This window comes from Sphingomonas sp. (assembly GCF_035910975.1).
In the GTDB taxonomy this organism is placed as follows: Bacteria; Pseudomonadota; Alphaproteobacteria; order Sphingomonadales; family Sphingomonadaceae; genus Sphingomonas.
This window is the reverse complement of sequence record NZ_JAMHWM010000012.1, coordinates 1-15694: the sequence shown is the minus strand read 5'-3', so window position 1 is coordinate 15694 and position 15694 is coordinate 1. Positions and strand designations below refer to the sequence as shown.

At 65.3% G+C, this 15694-nt stretch carries 14 protein-coding genes and 1 tRNA gene; 11 read left to right on the top strand and 4 right to left on the bottom strand.

Annotation, left to right across the window (positions count from 1 at the left end):
• The first annotated feature begins 163 nt into the window (after positions 1-163).
• The 10 genes from VYI76_RS02695 (at position 164) to VYI76_RS02650 (ending at position 11256) form a co-directional block, all read left to right on the top strand.
• Positions 164-1891, top strand: coding sequence for a DNA methyltransferase (locus tag VYI76_RS02695; RefSeq protein WP_326523233.1), 1728 nt, complete (start codon positions 164-166; stop codon positions 1889-1891).
• A gap of 19 nt (positions 1892-1910) precedes the next feature.
• A complete protein-coding gene (locus VYI76_RS02690) occupies positions 1911-2318 on the top strand; it encodes a hypothetical protein (protein ID WP_326523232.1) in 408 nt (135 codons plus the stop codon).
• Between the two features lie 405 nt (positions 2319-2723).
• A complete protein-coding gene (locus tag VYI76_RS02685; protein WP_443018893.1) occupies positions 2724-3965 on the top strand; it encodes a dicarboxylate/amino acid:cation symporter in 1242 nt (413 codons plus the stop codon).
• Positions 3966-4033: 68 nt separating this feature from the next.
• Complete coding sequence (locus VYI76_RS02680; RefSeq protein WP_326523231.1) at positions 4034-5146, top strand: ABC transporter ATP-binding protein; 1113 nt, start codon at positions 4034-4036, stop codon at positions 5144-5146.
• 91 nt (positions 5147-5237) lie between these two features.
• The gene (locus VYI76_RS02675; RefSeq protein WP_326523230.1) at positions 5238-6242 is read left to right on the top strand and encodes a LacI family DNA-binding transcriptional regulator; all 1005 of its coding nucleotides are present in this window, start codon (positions 5238-5240) and stop codon (positions 6240-6242) included.
• On the top strand, positions 6239-7510 hold the full coding sequence (locus VYI76_RS02670) for a sugar ABC transporter substrate-binding protein (protein ID WP_326523229.1): 1272 nt from the start codon (positions 6239-6241) through the stop codon (positions 7508-7510). Before VYI76_RS02675 ends, VYI76_RS02670 begins: the two co-directional genes overlap by 4 nt.
• On the top strand, positions 7507-8385 hold the full coding sequence (locus tag VYI76_RS02665) for a carbohydrate ABC transporter permease (RefSeq protein ID WP_326523228.1): 879 nt from the start codon (positions 7507-7509) through the stop codon (positions 8383-8385). Before VYI76_RS02670 ends, VYI76_RS02665 begins: the two co-directional genes overlap by 4 nt.
• Positions 8382-9197, top strand: a complete 816-nt coding sequence (locus VYI76_RS02660) for a carbohydrate ABC transporter permease (RefSeq protein ID WP_326523227.1) — start codon at positions 8382-8384, stop codon at positions 9195-9197. The genes VYI76_RS02665 and VYI76_RS02660 overlap by 4 nt, the downstream gene beginning before the upstream one ends.
• Entirely contained in the window at positions 9194-9913 is a 720-nt protein-coding gene (locus tag VYI76_RS02655; protein WP_326523226.1) for an alpha/beta hydrolase-fold protein, read from the top strand. Before VYI76_RS02660 ends, VYI76_RS02655 begins: the two co-directional genes overlap by 4 nt.
• A complete protein-coding gene (locus tag VYI76_RS02650) occupies positions 9910-11256 on the top strand; it encodes a GH1 family beta-glucosidase (RefSeq protein ID WP_326523225.1) in 1347 nt (448 codons plus the stop codon). The genes VYI76_RS02655 and VYI76_RS02650 overlap by 4 nt, the downstream gene beginning before the upstream one ends.
• A gap of 114 nt (positions 11257-11370) precedes the next feature.
• Here the strand turns inward: VYI76_RS02650 and VYI76_RS02645 are convergent, their stop codons facing one another.
• Entirely contained in the window at positions 11371-11994 is a 624-nt protein-coding gene (locus VYI76_RS02645) for an LON peptidase substrate-binding domain-containing protein (protein WP_326523224.1), read from the bottom strand.
• Complete coding sequence (locus VYI76_RS02640) at positions 11991-12902, bottom strand: tetratricopeptide repeat protein (protein ID WP_326523223.1); 912 nt, start codon at positions 12900-12902, stop codon at positions 11991-11993. Before VYI76_RS02640 ends, VYI76_RS02645 begins: the two co-directional genes overlap by 4 nt.
• A 150-nt stretch (positions 12903-13052) precedes the next feature.
• Here VYI76_RS02640 and VYI76_RS02635 point away from each other — a divergent pair.
• Positions 13053-13127, top strand: a tRNA-Gly gene (locus VYI76_RS02635).
• Positions 13128-13271: 144 nt separating this feature from the next.
• Here the strand turns inward: VYI76_RS02635 and VYI76_RS02630 are convergent.
• Complete coding sequence (locus VYI76_RS02630) at positions 13272-14744, bottom strand: deaminase (RefSeq protein ID WP_326523222.1); 1473 nt, start codon at positions 14742-14744, stop codon at positions 13272-13274.
• A gap of 765 nt (positions 14745-15509) precedes the next feature.
• Positions 15510-15694 (bottom strand): transposase (locus VYI76_RS02625; RefSeq protein WP_326523221.1); only part of this gene is annotated, 185 nt, incomplete at its 5' end.

Sequence of the window (15694 nt, the reverse complement as noted above, 5' to 3'; positions counted from 1 at the left end):
CCGGCCTTGCCGGGTCGCCAACCCGAAGACCCGCCGGAAGCGATTCCGGCGGGTCTTTCATTTCTGATCCGAAACGGATGCGCATCGTTGCTGAGCCGCCGGAACGCTCCATTGTCGAGGTGATCCGGCTTCCGTTCCCCGCCCCGTCCGCCACACTCCGACCATGAGCAACCGACCGGCCGGCACACTCTATTACGGCGACAACCTGGCCGTCCTGCGTGACCATATCCCGGCCGAGAGCGTCGACCTGATCTACCTCGACCCGCCGTTCAATTCGAACGCGGGCTACAACGTGCTGTTCAAATCCGCGAGCGGCGCCGGTGCGGATGCCAGCATCGAGGCTTTCGATGATACCTGGACCTGGGGTACGGCGTCGAAGAACGCGCTGCTCGACATCGACAGCGGCACCAACAGGCCTTTGCAGGTGATGATGCGCGCGATGCACGACGCGCTCGGCGACAGCCCGCTGATGGCCTATCTGTCGATGATGGCGGTGCGCCTGGTGGAACTCCACCGCGTGCTCAAGGGCACCGGCAGCCTCTACCTTCACTGCGATCCCACGGCGAGCCATTATCTCAAGCTGGTTCTTGATGCGGTTTTTGGGGCGGAGAACTGGCTCAACGAGATTATCTGGCGACGAACCGGCTCGCATAATAACGCCAAGCGCTTTGGTCCAATCCACGACGTTATCCACTTTTATCGCAAATCGGATGCCTATCGTCACAAGCCAATCTTTCGCCCTTACACCAAGGGACATGTCGATACGTTCTTCAAGCGATCAGATGAACGAGGGAGGTATTGGACCAATTCGATCCATGGAGCCGGCGTCCGAAATGGTGAATCAGGTAAGGTCTGGCGAGGATATGATCCTACGGTCGCCCGGCGTCACTGGGCGGTACCTTCGGAACTCGTAATGGCACTTGGGATAGACCCGGATCTTCCACAGCATGACAAGCTCGACCGGCTTGCCGATCTTGGGATGATCGACTTTCCAGGACCAAGTAGCGGTGGCCTGCCTACGTATCGCCAGTATCTGGATCGCAGCCCGGGTCTGCTGTTGCAAGATCTCTGGACGTATCAACCGCATACGAAGGGCGACCTCCATGCTTCGGATGAGGGGATCGATGAAGACGTGCGCTGGATCAGCGCCAGAGATAAGAGGCAGCGTCTAGGATATCCGACGCAAAAACCGATCGGGCTTCTTGAACGGATCATTTCTGCATCGAGCGGGCTGGACGGCGTGGTGCTCGACCCGTTTTGCGGCTGCGGCACCGCGGTCGATGCCGCGCACAAACTCGGGCGGCAGTGGATCGGTATCGACGTGACGCACATTGCGATCGGCATGATCGAGGACAGGATGCGGCAGGGCTATCCCGGCATCGCGTTCGAGACGATCGGCGTGCCGAAGGATCTGGCCAGCGCCAAGCGGCTCGCCGCGGACGATCCGCACCAGTTTCAGCAATGGGTCAGCTGGCAGGTCGGCGGATTCCCACGCGACAAGAAAGGCGGCGACAAGGGGATCGACGGCTGGTTCAACTATCTCGCCGAAAGCGGGCGGATCGAGACCGGCGTCATCTCGGTCAAGGCCGGCGACAACGTGAATCCCAATATGGTTCGTGATCTGGGCCGCGTCATGGAGCGAGACAAGTACCGGTTCGGCATGTTCATCATGAAGTCGCCGCCGACCAAGGGCATGCGTGAGGAGGCCGCCAGTCACCCGACCATCGAGACCGAATTTGGCCGCTTCCCCGCTCTCCAGATCTTCACTCTCGCCGAACTGATGATGGGCCGGCGCCCGAAGCTGCCACCCCTCATCAGCCCGGTGAAAAAGGCTACGCGCGTCGAAACGCGGGTCAGTCATCAGAAGGGCTCGCAGGGGAGCCTCCTTTAGGAACCGGCGCTTGGCGAAAATGGATTATCTGATCGACGGCATCGCCTGGTACGCGTTGCAGCGTGCGGCAGAGATCATCGGAACGACGCCTGCAAAGGTGAAGCAGATGATGGGGGCGGGGCTGCTCGAATGGCGGCCTGCCCGCGCCGGCTCGATCAAGTTTCTGGTGCGCCGTGACCAGGTGGTGCGGCTGGCGCTGGAGCGGAAGGCGGCTGACCGTGCCGCCTCGCGCGCGGCGGCGGCCAAGCCGCGCGCCAAACGTCATAGCAAGGCGGTGCCGCATGATATCGTGCCGACGGCGCCGCCGTTGGTGATCGACCCGTTCAATTTCCGCGCGCGGGAACAAACTGTGCTGCCGTGGACAACGGACCGCCCTGGGTTTGTCCGCGCCGGGCCGTTCCCGGAGGACAGCGATGTGACGGAGTAGAACGGAGACCCCGAACGGACCGAGCGCGCTGGTTCCTAACCCGACCGGTTGCCTTTTCTCCGGATCGCCGCGTCTTCGCACGCGACATGACGCGGCGCGCAGCGGCTTCGTATGCCCATCGATCTCGTCAAGAGTGCAGTCGTCGTCGTGGCGCTGGCAGCGCGTATCGCGCGATTTGATCGGTTCGCGGCCGGATAGGGCGTTTCATCCGCCTGCTCGATCCCCTGGTTGACTACTTGTCCCGCTGTCGCTGGTTTGGGTAGGGAAAGCGTTTGCGAGTGGCTCCGTCCTTCGGCGGCACAAAACCATACCCTGCATCGTTACCCTGTCGTGACGACCGCCGCCGAACCCGTTTCGCCCGACGCGCCGCCGCCTCCGGCCAGCCGTTTCCCGCTCCACATGCAGATGGCGGCGGGGCTCGCGCTCGGCCTTGTCCTGGGCTTGATCGCCAATGTCGCGGCGGACGGCGCGGGGTGGGTGGCGTGGGTCACCACCTATGTCACCGGCCCGATCGGCCAAGTCTTCCTGCGCCTGCTGTTCATGCTCGTCATCCCGCTGCTGTTCGCCGCGCTGGTGACGGGGGTGGCGGAAATGGGGGACATCGCCGCGCTGCGCCGCGTCGGCATCCGCACGCTGGTGTATACCCTGTTGCTGTCGACCATCTCGGTTGTCATCGCGCTCGTCATCGTCAACCTCGTCCGGCCGGGTGACGGCGTCGATCCCGCGCTGGCGCAGGCGATGCTCGATCAGGCGCGGTCGGGTGCAGCGGCGATCGTCAACACCTCGCGCGAGACGCCGTCGGGACTCGACTCACTGATCGCCATGATCCCGTCCAACGTCGTCACCGCGATGGCGGAGAACGACATTCTCGCGGTGATGGTCTTCGCGCTGATCTTCGGCATCGGGCTGGTGCTGGTGCAGACGCCGCGGACGGAGACGCTGCAACAGGCGATCGAGGGGCTGCTCGACGTCGCGATGACGCTGATCGGCCTCGTCATCCGTATGGCCCCGGTCGCCGTCGCCTGTTTCATGTTCAATCTCGCCGCGCTGTTCGGCGTCGACCTGCTGGTGCGCCTCGGCGTCTATGTCGCGACCGTGATCGGCGCGCTCGCGGCGCAGATGCTGCTCGTCTATCCGCTGCTCGTCTGGCTGATGTCGGGGCGCACGCCGCTGTCCTTCTTCCGCGACGTGCAGGAGGCGATGGTGATGGCCTTCTCCACCGCATCGTCGAACGCCACGCTGCCGACGGCGCTGCGGGTGGCGGAAACCACGCTTCGGTTGCCGCGCCAGATCGCCCGCTTCGTCCTCACCATCGGCGCGACCGCCAACCAGAACGGCACCGCGATGTTCGAGGGGGTGACCGTCATCTTCCTGGCCCAGTTCTTCGGCGTCGAACTGGGGCTGGAACAGCAGTTGACGGTGATGCTGATCTGCATCCTGGGCGGCATCGGCACGGCGGGCGTGCCGGCGGGCTCGCTGCCGGTCGTCGCGATCATCCTGGCGATGGTCGGCGTGCCGCCGGAGGCGATCGGCATCGTGCTGGGCGTCGATCGCCTGCTCGACATGTGCCGGACGACGCTGAACGTGACGGGTGATCTGGCGATTGCGACGATGGTGGCGGGTCAGGCGGCGGACCGGCCACGCTGATCGGCGTCTCGGCGCGACGCGCCCTACAGGACTTGCCGATCGCCCGCGTCGGCGTAAGCTGCACCGCCATGACCGTCGTCAGCCTGACCTCCGCCCGCAAGTCCTTCGGCGATACCGAGGTGCTCAAGGGCATCGACCTCGCCACGGAAGACGGCGAGTTCCTCGTGCTGGTCGGCCCGTCGGGCTGCGGCAAGTCCACGCTGCTGCGCGCCATCGCGGGGCTGGAGGATCTGACGTCGGGCGACATCGCGATCGGCGGCGTGCGGGTCAACGACGCCGCGCCCAGCGATCGCGGCATCGCCATGGTGTTCCAGTCCTACGCGCTCTACCCGCACATGACGGTGGCGGAGAACATGGGCTTCGCGCTGAAGCTTGCCGGCATGAAGCGCGCGGAGATCGACGCGGCGGTGGCGGCGGCGGCGGAGACGCTGGGCATCACCCAACTGCTCGCCCGCAAACCCGCCGCGCTGTCGGGCGGCCAGCGCCAGCGCGTCGCGATCGGCCGCGCGATCGTGCGCAAGCCCGCCGTGTTCCTGTTCGATGAACCGTTGTCGAACCTCGACGCCGGGCTGCGCGTGAAGATGCGCTTCGAATTCGCCGCGCTGCACCGCACGCTGGGCACGACGATGATCTATGTCACCCACGACCAGGCGGAGGCGATGACGCTGGCCGACCGCATCGTCGTGCTCAACGCCGGCAGGATCGAGCAGATCGGGCGCCCGATGGACCTGTACGATCATCCCGCGAACCTGTTCGTCGCTGAATTCATCGGCTCGCCACGCATCAACACCCTGGCGGGAACGCTGGTTTCCGCCTCCGCGACGGGCGCCGTGATCGATGTCGGCGGCGTGGCGATGCACGCGGCGGTCGATGCCTCCGCCGCGCAGCCGGGTGCGTCGGTGACGCTGGGCATCCGCCCCGAGCATCTCGCGACCGGTGGCGGCACCAACGCGCTCGACGTGCGCGTCCGCTTCGTCGAGGCGCTGGGCAGCGCCAGCTTCGTCCACTTCGCCCGCGACGGCATCGACGGCACGCTGATCCGTCAGGCCCCCGGTCATTCCGCCGCCGGAGTGGGTGACGCGGCGTCGATCGTGCTGCCGGGCGAACACCTCCACCTGTTCGCCGCCGATGGCCGGGCGTTTCCGCGCCTGGCGACGCCGCCGGTGCGGAACGCGGCCTGATGGCCCGTCCGGTGAATTTGCTTGGCAAGCTATGCTGTAACCGGTTACAGAAGTAGCCGGGGGCCGCTCAACGGGCCGGCGAGGGGGACGGGTGAAGAAGGCGACCGCCACGATCCGCGATGTGGCGCGTGAGGCCGGGGTTTCGGTCGCGTCGGCCAGCCGCGCGCTCAACGGCCACGCCAACGTCACCCCGGCGACGCGTGATCGCGTGATCGCCGCGGCGGACAAGCTGTCCTATGTCCCCCATCTCGGCGCGCGCAGCCTGACTATGGCGCGGACCAACACGATCGGCGTCGTCCTGCCCGACCTGTTCGGCGAGTTCTTTTCCGAGATCATCCGCGGCATCGATCGCGCGGCGCACGCGCGCGGGCTGCAACTGCTGCTCGCCAACATGCACGGCGACGCCAGCGAAACCGTGCAGGCGATCCGGGCGATGCGCGGGCGCGTCGACGGGCTGCTGGTGATGTCCCCGACGGTCGATGCGGCGTTCCTCGACCGGCACCTGCCCGGCGGGCTGCCGACGGTGGTGCTCAACGGCCATATCAGCGGCGTCGGCCACGCCTCGCTGTCGATCGACAATGAAGGTGGCGCGCGCGCGATGGTCGCGCACCTCGCCGGCACCGGCCGCCGCCGCATCGCGATGATCACCGGCCCCGAAGGCAATTCGGACGCCGACGAACGCCTCGCGGGTTTCCGCGCCGCTGTGGCGGATCTGCTCGGCGATGCCGCGCCGCCCGTTTTCGCCGGTGATTTCAGCGAGGCGGCTGGCGAGACCGCCGCGACGGCGATCCTTGCGGCCGATCCCCTGATCGACGCCGTGTTCGCCGCCAACGACGTGATGGCGATCGGGTGCCTGCGCGCGCTGGCGGATGCGGGCATCGACGTGCCGGGCCGCATCGCGGTGGCGGGTTTCGACGATGTGCCGGTCTCGCGCTTCGTGCGCCCAACGCTGACGACGATGCGCGTCCATATCGCCGATCTCGGCACCCGCGCGTTCGACACGCTGGCCGGACTGATCGCCGCCCCAGACGGCGATCCGCCGGCCGAGGTGACGCTGACGCCCGAACTCGTCGTTCGCCAGTCGACGACGCGATGACCGCGATGTTTTCCCGGCGTGGGGCACTGGCGATGGCGGCGGCCGCGCCGCTCGCGCTGGGCGGGTGCGGCGCGGTCGATGCGCCCGGCACCATCCGTTTCTGGGCGATGGGCAATGAAGCCGCGCATGTGCCGAAGCTGCTGTCGGGCTTCACCGCAGCGCACCCCGGCATCGACGTGCGGCTTCAGGCGCTGCCCTGGACAGCCGCGCACGAGAAGTTGCTGACCGGCTTCGCCGGCGGATCGCTGCCCGACGTCGCCCAGATCGGCAACACCTGGCTGGCCGAGCTTGCCGCGATCGGGGCGATCCGGCCGCTGGCGGGTGATGCCGCGCCACTGGTCGCCGATCAGTTCCCGGCGGTGCTCGACACCAACCGCATCGACGGGCGGCTGATGGCGGTGCCGTGGTATGTCGATGCGCGGCTGCAATTCTATCGCACCGACCTGCTCGCGAAGGCCGGATACGCCGCACTGCCGCAGGACTGGGCGGGCTGGAAGGCGGCGCTGCACCGGCTGAAGCGGGCGAGCGGCGAGGGCAATTACGCGATCCTGCTGCCGGTCAACGAGTTCGAGCAATTGCTGACCTTCGCGCTCCAGCAGCCCGAGCCGTTGCTGCGCGATGACGGCACGCGCGGCAATTTCCGCAGCGACGGGTTCAGGGCTGCGTTGGCCTTCTACAAATCGCTGTTCGACGAAGGCCTCGCGCCGCTGGCGTCCTCCACGCAGATCTCGAACGTCTGGAACGAGTTCCAGCGCGGCTTCTTCAGCGTCTATCTGTCGGGGCCGTGGACGGTCGGTGACCTGAAATCGCGGCTCGGCCCCGACTTCGAAGGTAAATGGGCGACCGCCGCGATGCCAGGTCCATCGGGGCCCGGCGCGGCGGCGCCCGGCGGGTCGAGCCTCGTCGTCTTCAGCACCGCGCGCGATCCGCAGGCGGCCGGCGCGCTCGTCCGCTATTTGTCCGATCCCGTCGTGCAGGCGCGCTTCAACGCGATTTCGGGCGATCTGCCCGCGCGTCCCAGCGCCTGGGCGGCGGCGGGGCTTTCCGGTGACCGGCTGATGGCGCCGTTCGGTGAACAGCTCGGTCGCGCTCGCGCGGTGCCCAAGGTGCCCGAATGGGAACGCATCGTCAGCGAGATGCAGATCGTCGCCGAACAGGCGGTGCGCGGCAAGATGACCGTCGACGCCGCCGCGACGGAGATCGACGCCCGCGCCGACCGTCTGCTCGAGAAACGCCGCTGGATGGTCGAAAAGGGGCGGGCGGCATGAGCGCGGAAACCCGCGCCGGCTGGACGATGACCGGCCCCGCGCTCGCCGCGATCACGTTGTTCTTCGCCATCCCGGCGGCGGCGTCGCTGTTCCTCAGCTTCACCGATTTCGACATCTACGCGCTGGCCGACCTCGCCAACCTGCGCTTCGTCGGGCTCGACAATTACGCGCGCCTGCTCGGCAATCCCCTGTTCTGGCGGGCGTTGGGCAACACGCTCTGGTTCGTCGTGTTCGGTGTGCCCTTGACGGTCGCGCTGTCGCTCGCCGCGGCGATCCTGCTCGATGCGAAGACGCTCCGCTGGAAACCGGTGTGGCGCGTCGCGCTGTTCGCACCCTATGTGACGACGCTGGTCGCCACCGCCGTCGTGTGGCGCTACCTGCTCCACACCCGCTACGGCCTCGTCAACTACGCGCTCGGCTGGTTCGGGATCGCACCCGTCGACTGGCTGGGCAGCCCCAATGCGTCGCTGCCCGCGATCCTGATCTTCGTCGCGTGGAAGACGTTCGGCTACAATATGGTGATCTTCCTCGCCGCGCTGCAGACGGTGCCGCAGGAGTTGCACGAGGCTGCGAGGATCGACGGGGCGGGCCCGTTCACCCGTTTCCGCCACGTCACCCTGCCCGCGATCGCGCCGACGGTGCTGCTCGTCTCGATCCTGTCGATCGCCGGCTTCTTCCAGCTCTTCGCCGAACCCTATGTGATGACACAGGGCGGGCCGGCGCAATCGACCGTCACGATCCTCTATTTCATGTACGAGGAAGGCTTCAAATGGTGGAATCTGGGAACGGGATCGGCGGTCGCCTTCATCCTGTTCCTGTGCATCCTGGCCATCACGCTCCTCCAGCTTGCCATCGCGAAAAGGCTGGCGCGATGAGGGCCGGCGCGATCCTGACCAACGTCGGCGCGGCGCTGTTCGCGGTCGTCGTGCTGCTGCCGCTCGTCTGGATGGTCGCGGTGTCGTTCATGGCGCCGGGGGAAGCCGCGGCCTTCCCGCCGCCGCTAGTCCCCGCCGAACCCACGCTCGCCAACTATCGCGCGCTGTTCGAGACCTACGGCATCGGCCGCTACCTCGCCAACAGCGCGTTCGTGTCATTGTGCGCGACGGGCCTCGCGCTGCTCTTCACCGTCCCGGCCGGCTATGCCTTCGCCAAGCTGCGCTTCAAGGGGCGCGACCGGGTGTTCCAGATTCTCGTCGCCGCGCTCGTCGTGCCGGGGCAGATCGGAATGCTGCCGCTGTTCCTCGAACTGAAGGCGATGGGGCTGGTCAACAGCTACGCAGGCGTACTGGTACCGTGGCTGGCGGGTATCTTCGGCATCTTCCTGGTTCGCCAATATTGCCTGTCGATCCCGACCGAACTGCTGGAAGCGGCGCGGATCGATGGCGCGGGCGAATGGCGCATCCTGCGCACCATCGTGCTGCCCGCGCTCCAGCCGATCCTCGTCACCCTCGCCCTGTTCGTGTTCCTCGGCAGCTGGAACGACTTCATGTGGCCGCTCATCATCCTGAGCGACGATCGCCTCTACACCCTGCCCGTCGCGCTCGCTGCGCTAAGCCGCGAACATGTGCAGGACAATGAACTGATGATGGCCGGATCGGTGGTGACGACGGTGCCGGTGCTGCTGCTGTTCCTCGCGCTGCAACGCTTCTACATGCGCGGGCTGCTTTCCGGGAGTGTGAAGGGATGATCCGTGTTTTCCTTGCCCTGTTGCTGTTCGTGACCGGAGGCGCCGCCGCGATGGCCCAGCAGTCCCCGCAAGAGCCTGTCGCCAAGGGCGGCTACCAGTATCAGCTCTACGTCCCCGCCGATCACGACGCGGATGCCGCGCGCCGCTGGCCGGTGATCGTCTTCCTCCACGGATCGGGTGAGCGCGGCGACGACGTGACGCGCGTCAAGGTGCACGGCATTCCCAAGGTGGTCGAACGGCCGGGCGAAACCCACCCCTATATCGCGGTGTCGCCATTGCTGCCCGCCGACGAGGACTGGGATTTCGCCAGGCTGGGCGCGATCCTGGATCATGTGCAGCGCCGTTTCCGCACCGATCCCGATCGCGTCTATCTGACCGGGCTGAGCCGCGGCGGGCGCGGCGCGTGGCGCTGGGCGGCGGCGGAGCCGGGGCGTTTCGCGGCGATCGCGCCGGTTTCCGGCGGCGGCGATCTCGCGAAGTCCTGCGCGCTGAAGGCCATGCCGATCTGGGCGTTCCACGGCGACCGCGACAACATCGTGCCGGTGCGCGAGACGTTCGAGAGCGTCGAGGCCGTCCGCGCGTGCGGCGGCACGCCCCGCCTGACCATCTATCCCGACACCGGCCACGACGGCTGGACGCCGACCTACGACAATCCCGAACTCTACACCTGGCTGCTCGCGCAACGGCGGGCCGCCCCGGACCAGGACCAGAAATGACCCGAGTACGCTTTCCCGACAATTTTCTGTGGGGCGCCGCGACCGCGGCCTATCAGATCGAAGGCTCGCCGCTCGCCGACGGCGCCGGCCCCAGCATCTGGCAGCGGTTCAGCCACGATCCGCGCCTGATGGCGAACAAGGGCGACACCGGCGATGTCGCCTGCGACCATTACAACCGCATGGAAAGCGACGTCGCGCTGATGAAGGCGCTGGGCCTCAAGGCGTACCGCTTCTCGGTCAACTGGGGCCGCGTGCTGCCCGAGGGGACGGGGCGGGTGAACGAGGCGGGCCTGGCCTTCTACGAACGGCTGGTCGATACGCTGCTGGCCAACGGTATCGAGCCGCTGTGTACCCTGTTCCACTGGGATCTGCCCGCCGCGCTCGACGATCGCGGCGGCTGGCTCAATCGCGACAGCGCCGACTGGTTCGCCGATTACGCCCGCGTGATGTTCGAACGGCTGGACGGGCGCGTGAAGAAGTGGGTGACGCTCAACGAGCCGTGGGTGGTCACCGACGGCGGCTATCTCCACGGCGCACTGGCACCCGGCCACCGCAACATGTTCGAGGCGCCGATCGCCAGCCACAATCTGATGCGCGCGCACGGGGCGGCGGTGAAGGTGTACCGCGAGGTCGGCGCGCACGAGATCGGCCTGGTCGTCAACATCGAACCCAAATATCCCGCGACCGACAGCGATGCGGACAGGGCCGCCACCGCCCGCGCCGACGCCTATATGAACCGCCAGTATCTCGATCCGGCGATGCTCGGTTCCTATCCGGCGGAACTGAAGGACATCTTCGGTGAGGCGTGGCCCGACTGGCCGGCGGAGGACATGGCGCTGATCCGCCAGCCGCTCGATTTCGTCGGGATCAACTATTACACGCGCAACGTCGTCACGGCGGACGGCAGCTGGCCGCTGAACGCCGGCCCGGTGAGGCAGAACGCGACCTACACCGAAACCGGATGGGAAGTGTTTCCCCAGGGGCTGACCGACCTGCTCGTCTGGTTCAGGGATCGGTACGGCGATACCCCGCTCTATATCACGGAAAACGGCGCGGCCTTCTACGATCCGCCTCAGGCCGAGGACGGGCGCGTGCAGGACCCGTTGCGCGTGTCCTATCTGAAGAAGCATTTCGCCGCGATCAGCGACGCGATCGCCAGGGGCGTGGACGTGCGCGGCTATATGCTGTGGTCGCTGTTCGACAATCTCGAATGGTCGCTGGGCTATTCGAAGCGGTTCGGCATGGTCCACGTCGATTACGCGACGCTGGAACGCACGCCCAAGGACAGCGCGCGTTTCTATACCACCGTGATCGAAAGCAACGGCGCGGTGCTCAACGAGTAGCAGAGCGCCGTTCTGGCCGGGCCTGTCGAAGCCTTGCCCTTCCTTTGTGACACTCGAGCAGTGGGCACGAAGAAGGACAGCCCTTCGACAGGCTCAGGGCGAACGGGTTCGGGCCTATTGCAGCGTGCCGGTGTCGTCGTCGTCGTGGCGGCTGAAGAACGCCATGAGCTGGACGATCAGCTCGACGCGCTCCGACAGCGTATGCGCCTCGATCAGCGCCTGTTTGGATGCCGGATCGAACGGCGCGATCTGGGCGATGCCGTTGACCAATGTCTCGTCGTCGAGCCGGTTCACCCCTTCCCAGTCGACCGCATAGCCCTGGGCATCGGCGAAACGCCGCGATTCGGCCTCCAGCGACGCGCGCTCGCCCAGGCTCAGCACCTCCGCCTCGCCGGCGGGCAGCAGTTCGGCCTCGACCTGGCGGAACAGCGTCGTCACGTCGAGTTCGCGGACGACGCGGAACCGTGCCAGCCCTTCCAGCACGATATTGAACCGTCCGTCGTCCAGCGCCTCGACGTCGGTGATCTTGCCCACGCAGCCGATGTCGAACAGCGGGGGCGCATCGCCGGCCGCGCGCGGCTGGATCATCCCGATCCGGCGGTCGCGCGCCAGGGCATCGGTCACCAGCGCGCGATAACGCGGTTCGAAGATGTGCAGCGGCAGGTGCATGCGCGGGAACAGGATCGCGCCCGGCAGCGGAAAGATCGACAAGCGGTTGGGAACGGCGGCCTCGCTCACCCGAACAGGATCGCCGACAGCTTGCGGCGCTGCGCCGACACCCAGGAATCTTCCAGCCCGACCGCTTCGAACAGCTTGAGCAGCTGCTGGCGCGCGGCGCCCTCGTTCCAGTCCTTGTCGGTGGCGATCGACGCCAGCAGGGTCGCCGCCGCCGCATCGCGGTCGCCCGCCGCCATCTGGCCTCCGGCCAGTTCCATCGCGGCGGCGTGGTCGTCGGGGTTCGCGGCGACCCGCGCGGCCAGGCCCGATAGATCCTCGACCGGGGTCGCGCTCTTCGCCAAATCGATCGCCGAGCGTGCGCGGGCTACCTCCGGGGCCTTGGCGGCATCCTCGGGCAGGGTTGCGATCGCGGCCTCCGCCTCGTCCAGCCGCCCGTCGGCGACCAGCGCGCGGGCGCGGCCTGCGGCAACGGCGGGATGATCGGGCGCCATTTCGGCCAGCTGGTCGAAGATCGCCAGCGCGCGCGCCGCGTCGCCCTCGCCCAGCACCTGCTCGCCCATCGCGATCAGCGGTTCGAGCTCGGCTTCCTTTGCGGTCTCGTCGCTCTGGATCGGCAACTGGCGCAGCAGCTGGTCGAGCATCGCCTTCAGCTGCGATTCGGTCCGGGCCTGCGTCAGGTCGGCGGCAAGCTGCCCCTGAAACATCGCATAGACGGTCGGGATCGAGCGGACCTGGAACTGCGCCGCGATGAATTTGTTGGCATCGACGTCGATCTTGGCGAGCTTCACGCCCTTGGACGCATAGTCGGCCGCGACCTTTTCCAGCACCGGCGCAAGCTGCTTGCACGGGCCGCACCAGTCCGCCCAGAAATCGATGATGACCAGATTGGTCATCGACGGCTCGACGACGTCGCGGCGGAACTGCTCGACGGCCTCCTTGTCGGCGGGGGAAAGTCCTAGCGTGGCCAAGCGCGCGCTCCTTGATGCGATCGGGTCGGCGCCCATGTGGGCCCTCGCCGCACGCACGCCAAGTGTTTTCGGGGGTTGCGGCCTTCCGAAACCGTTGCTAATGGCCCGCCTCCACCCGCCCGGAAGCGCTGTTTTCCGGGCCACGCCAGAGCGGGCGTAGCTCAGGGGTAGAGCACAACCTTGCCAAGGTTGGGGTCGAGGGTTCGAATCCCTTCGCCCGCTCCAGGTTCACTAGCAGATAAAAGCGCTTAAAACCTGGCCGCCGGGGCGGATCGGGGCTTCTCGCACGCTCGGGTAACGCAGGGGTAACTCAGGGTGATGCGCTAGGCTTTGGCTGATTGGCAAAATTCGCCTTAGCTACCTTCGATGTCAGCTCGCGTCGGTTGCACCCGAAGGCGAAATGGGAATGCCCAGATTTTCGGTGATCTGCTTAAGTGCGACCTGCTCCAGGTTCAGGTACTCGGTGGTTGAGAGATTAATGGGCCGAGCTGTGTCGTGCGCCCATGGTATGGCTCTACCAGTTTTGTCCTTCCGCCTGCGCTTCGAAAAGACGGTCTGGAAGGCGATCGGGGTGACCCCGGCATAGCTTGCAAAAAGGACTTTGCCGGTAGGTGCGTCGGTGCCGTCATCGAAACCTATGGAATCTGGGTAAAGTTCGCGGGCTAAACTTTTGTGATATGGCTCAAGATAGACAACCCTCTCGATGCCCGCGGCAACAATGTGCCGAGAGCACATGTGGCATGGGAAAGTTGTGCAGTACAAGGTGGAGCCGGAAGTTCGACGGCCGAAACGGCTCGCGTCGCAGATCGCGTTCATCTCAGCGTGGATTACCCTACCGAATTCCAAAATGTCATTGATCATGGCGTTGTCTAATTCGTTGCCGTCGATCTCGCGCGTCGGAGGTGACCAACCTGCATCGATGAGATGTTGAACGGTGTCTCGGATCATATCGGTTTTAAGGCGGGAATTGCTGTCCTGACCGATCTGAAAATCCCGAGCGTCGTTTGGATCGTCGGTCCAGTAAGTTCCTCCTCCAAATTTCGGCACTTCGTTGCACCCCAGAGCGACGATCTCCCCGGTAGGTTGAAAAATGGCTGCGCCAACCTGGCGAGACAGATCGGCGGATCTGAGCGACGCAGAATACGCGAGGTATGCGCCATATTCGTCGTGATTTGGACTGATGAAGGGATAACCGAAAAACGCCTCGACAAATCGATCCATTGTTCGAGTGAGAGCCTGCGGTGTCGAGCAATCGACGACGAAATCGCCTTTCGCGTAGGTTTCTAAGAGGCGCTGGCCGTTAGGGTCGTCAGCCTCATGTTCGTCCTTCGAGATAAGCTCGAGCGCGCGGGCCTCGTGCAGTGTCCGGCTGCTCGACCTGGACTCGGACGCAAACTTGTCAGCGAAATACTTCACGCGAACCGCACGGGGGGCGTAGCACGAAAGGAAGAGGATATTCGTGCCGTACACAGACCGAAGAAGATCAACCTCCTCTGTCCGCTTCAGCTGTCGCACGACCGTTACGCGCCGGTCGCTTGTCGATCGACCGTCTTTAGACCGGTTGCGAACAATCTCCTGAATCGCTAGGTATAAGAACACATCAGGAACAGAATCAGATCTGAGCTTATTTCCAGCTTGGATCAGATCGCTGTAGGTTTCGAAGAGACTGGCGTTTGGAGGAGTCGGAGACAGGCGGCTGGTTAGGTGAACTAACTCACTACAATAGCTGACCGTGTGGAGTGCCCTGTCCAAGGCGTGCGCAACCGCTCCGAGGTCCACACCGAGCGGAGCGATCAAGCCGATGAAGAGTTCGTTGTTGGTGACGGTTTCGTCGGTGGGCACAGTTTATGCTCCGTTTGGCGCAAAGGAGTTTACGGTTGACCCAGTTCCGAATAGCAAAGCGAGTGCGCCTTGCGTCGACGGGGGAAAATGCATGAGCCACGCACTTGTCTGGGATCGGGAGATTCTGCGAGCCGCGCTGTCTGCGGCTTCAAAACTCCCGCGAGAGGTGTCAGATCGCCCGCTTAGCAAGGCTGGTCAGGATGAACGACCCCGACCCATCGATAGCGTTCCCGTGAATCAGTAATGCAGGACGCTCGCTGTTTCGGTGCAGCTGAGGCGGTGTATTTTGGGACCGCAACTGGGTATTTTCATCCCTCGCATTCCTTCGAGCCTCGGCTCGCAATGTCTCTACGGTAAGCCGGGTATTTTCCCACACCAAGCATGTACCGCATGGCCGCCAAGCTCTTCCGAGCCAGGATGTCTGCAAGAGCCCGGCACCTCTCCAAAGGTGTTAGGGCTCTTTGCGTTTTGAGCCTCCTGACTGGAGCCTCGGCTTTAACGCTGTCCCGATTCGCGCAGTAACGCAAGAGGGTGAAGCACGTGGAACCACAACGGTTCGTTGCTAAAATGAGTCGGCTCGTAGAGTCATGACACGCGCGACGCGCGGACTTTCCTAGGGTTTGCCAAACACAATAGAGTTTGGCCGCGCGAAAAATATTTTGCCGTGGCAAACCAAATTGGGTGCCCGCGCTGGAAATAGTGGCCAGGTGAAGCTCTCAGGCTAAGCTTCACTTTCCCTAAGACGGATCTTAGAGCGGTTTTCGATCAGTCTGCATCATAGCCGCAGGCGGCGAAGTAATTGGCGCACTCCTGCGGCGAGTAGAGATCGAGGATGCGGCCGATGGCATTCCACAAGCCGTGGATGGTGCGTTCGGCGGCCTTTCGCAGATGGGCTTTCAGCTTGGAGAAGGCCTGCTCGATCGGGTTGAAGTCCGGGCTGTAGGGCGGGA

What these genes read in the sequence shown, in the direction of transcription:
- VYI76_RS02660 (WP_326523227.1), top strand. Translation starts at nt 8,382, where the DNA reads ATGAGGGCCGGCGCGATCCTGACCAACGTCGGCGCGGCGCTGTTCGCG.
- VYI76_RS02685 (WP_443018893.1), top strand. Translation starts at nt 2,724, where the DNA reads ATGGCGGCGGGGCTCGCGCTCGGCCTTGTCCTGGGCTTGATCGCCAAT.
- VYI76_RS02650 (WP_326523225.1), top strand. Translation starts at nt 9,910, where the DNA reads ATGACCCGAGTACGCTTTCCCGACAATTTTCTGTGGGGCGCCGCGACC.
- VYI76_RS02695 (WP_326523233.1), top strand. Translation starts at nt 164, where the DNA reads ATGAGCAACCGACCGGCCGGCACACTCTATTACGGCGACAACCTGGCC.
- VYI76_RS02670 (WP_326523229.1), top strand. Translation starts at nt 6,239, where the DNA reads ATGACCGCGATGTTTTCCCGGCGTGGGGCACTGGCGATGGCGGCGGCC.
- VYI76_RS02655 (WP_326523226.1), top strand. Translation starts at nt 9,194, where the DNA reads ATGATCCGTGTTTTCCTTGCCCTGTTGCTGTTCGTGACCGGAGGCGCC.
- VYI76_RS02690 (WP_326523232.1), top strand. Translation starts at nt 1,911, where the DNA reads ATGGATTATCTGATCGACGGCATCGCCTGGTACGCGTTGCAGCGTGCG.
- VYI76_RS02680 (WP_326523231.1), top strand. Translation starts at nt 4,034, where the DNA reads ATGACCGTCGTCAGCCTGACCTCCGCCCGCAAGTCCTTCGGCGATACC.
- VYI76_RS02665 (WP_326523228.1), top strand. Translation starts at nt 7,507, where the DNA reads ATGAGCGCGGAAACCCGCGCCGGCTGGACGATGACCGGCCCCGCGCTC.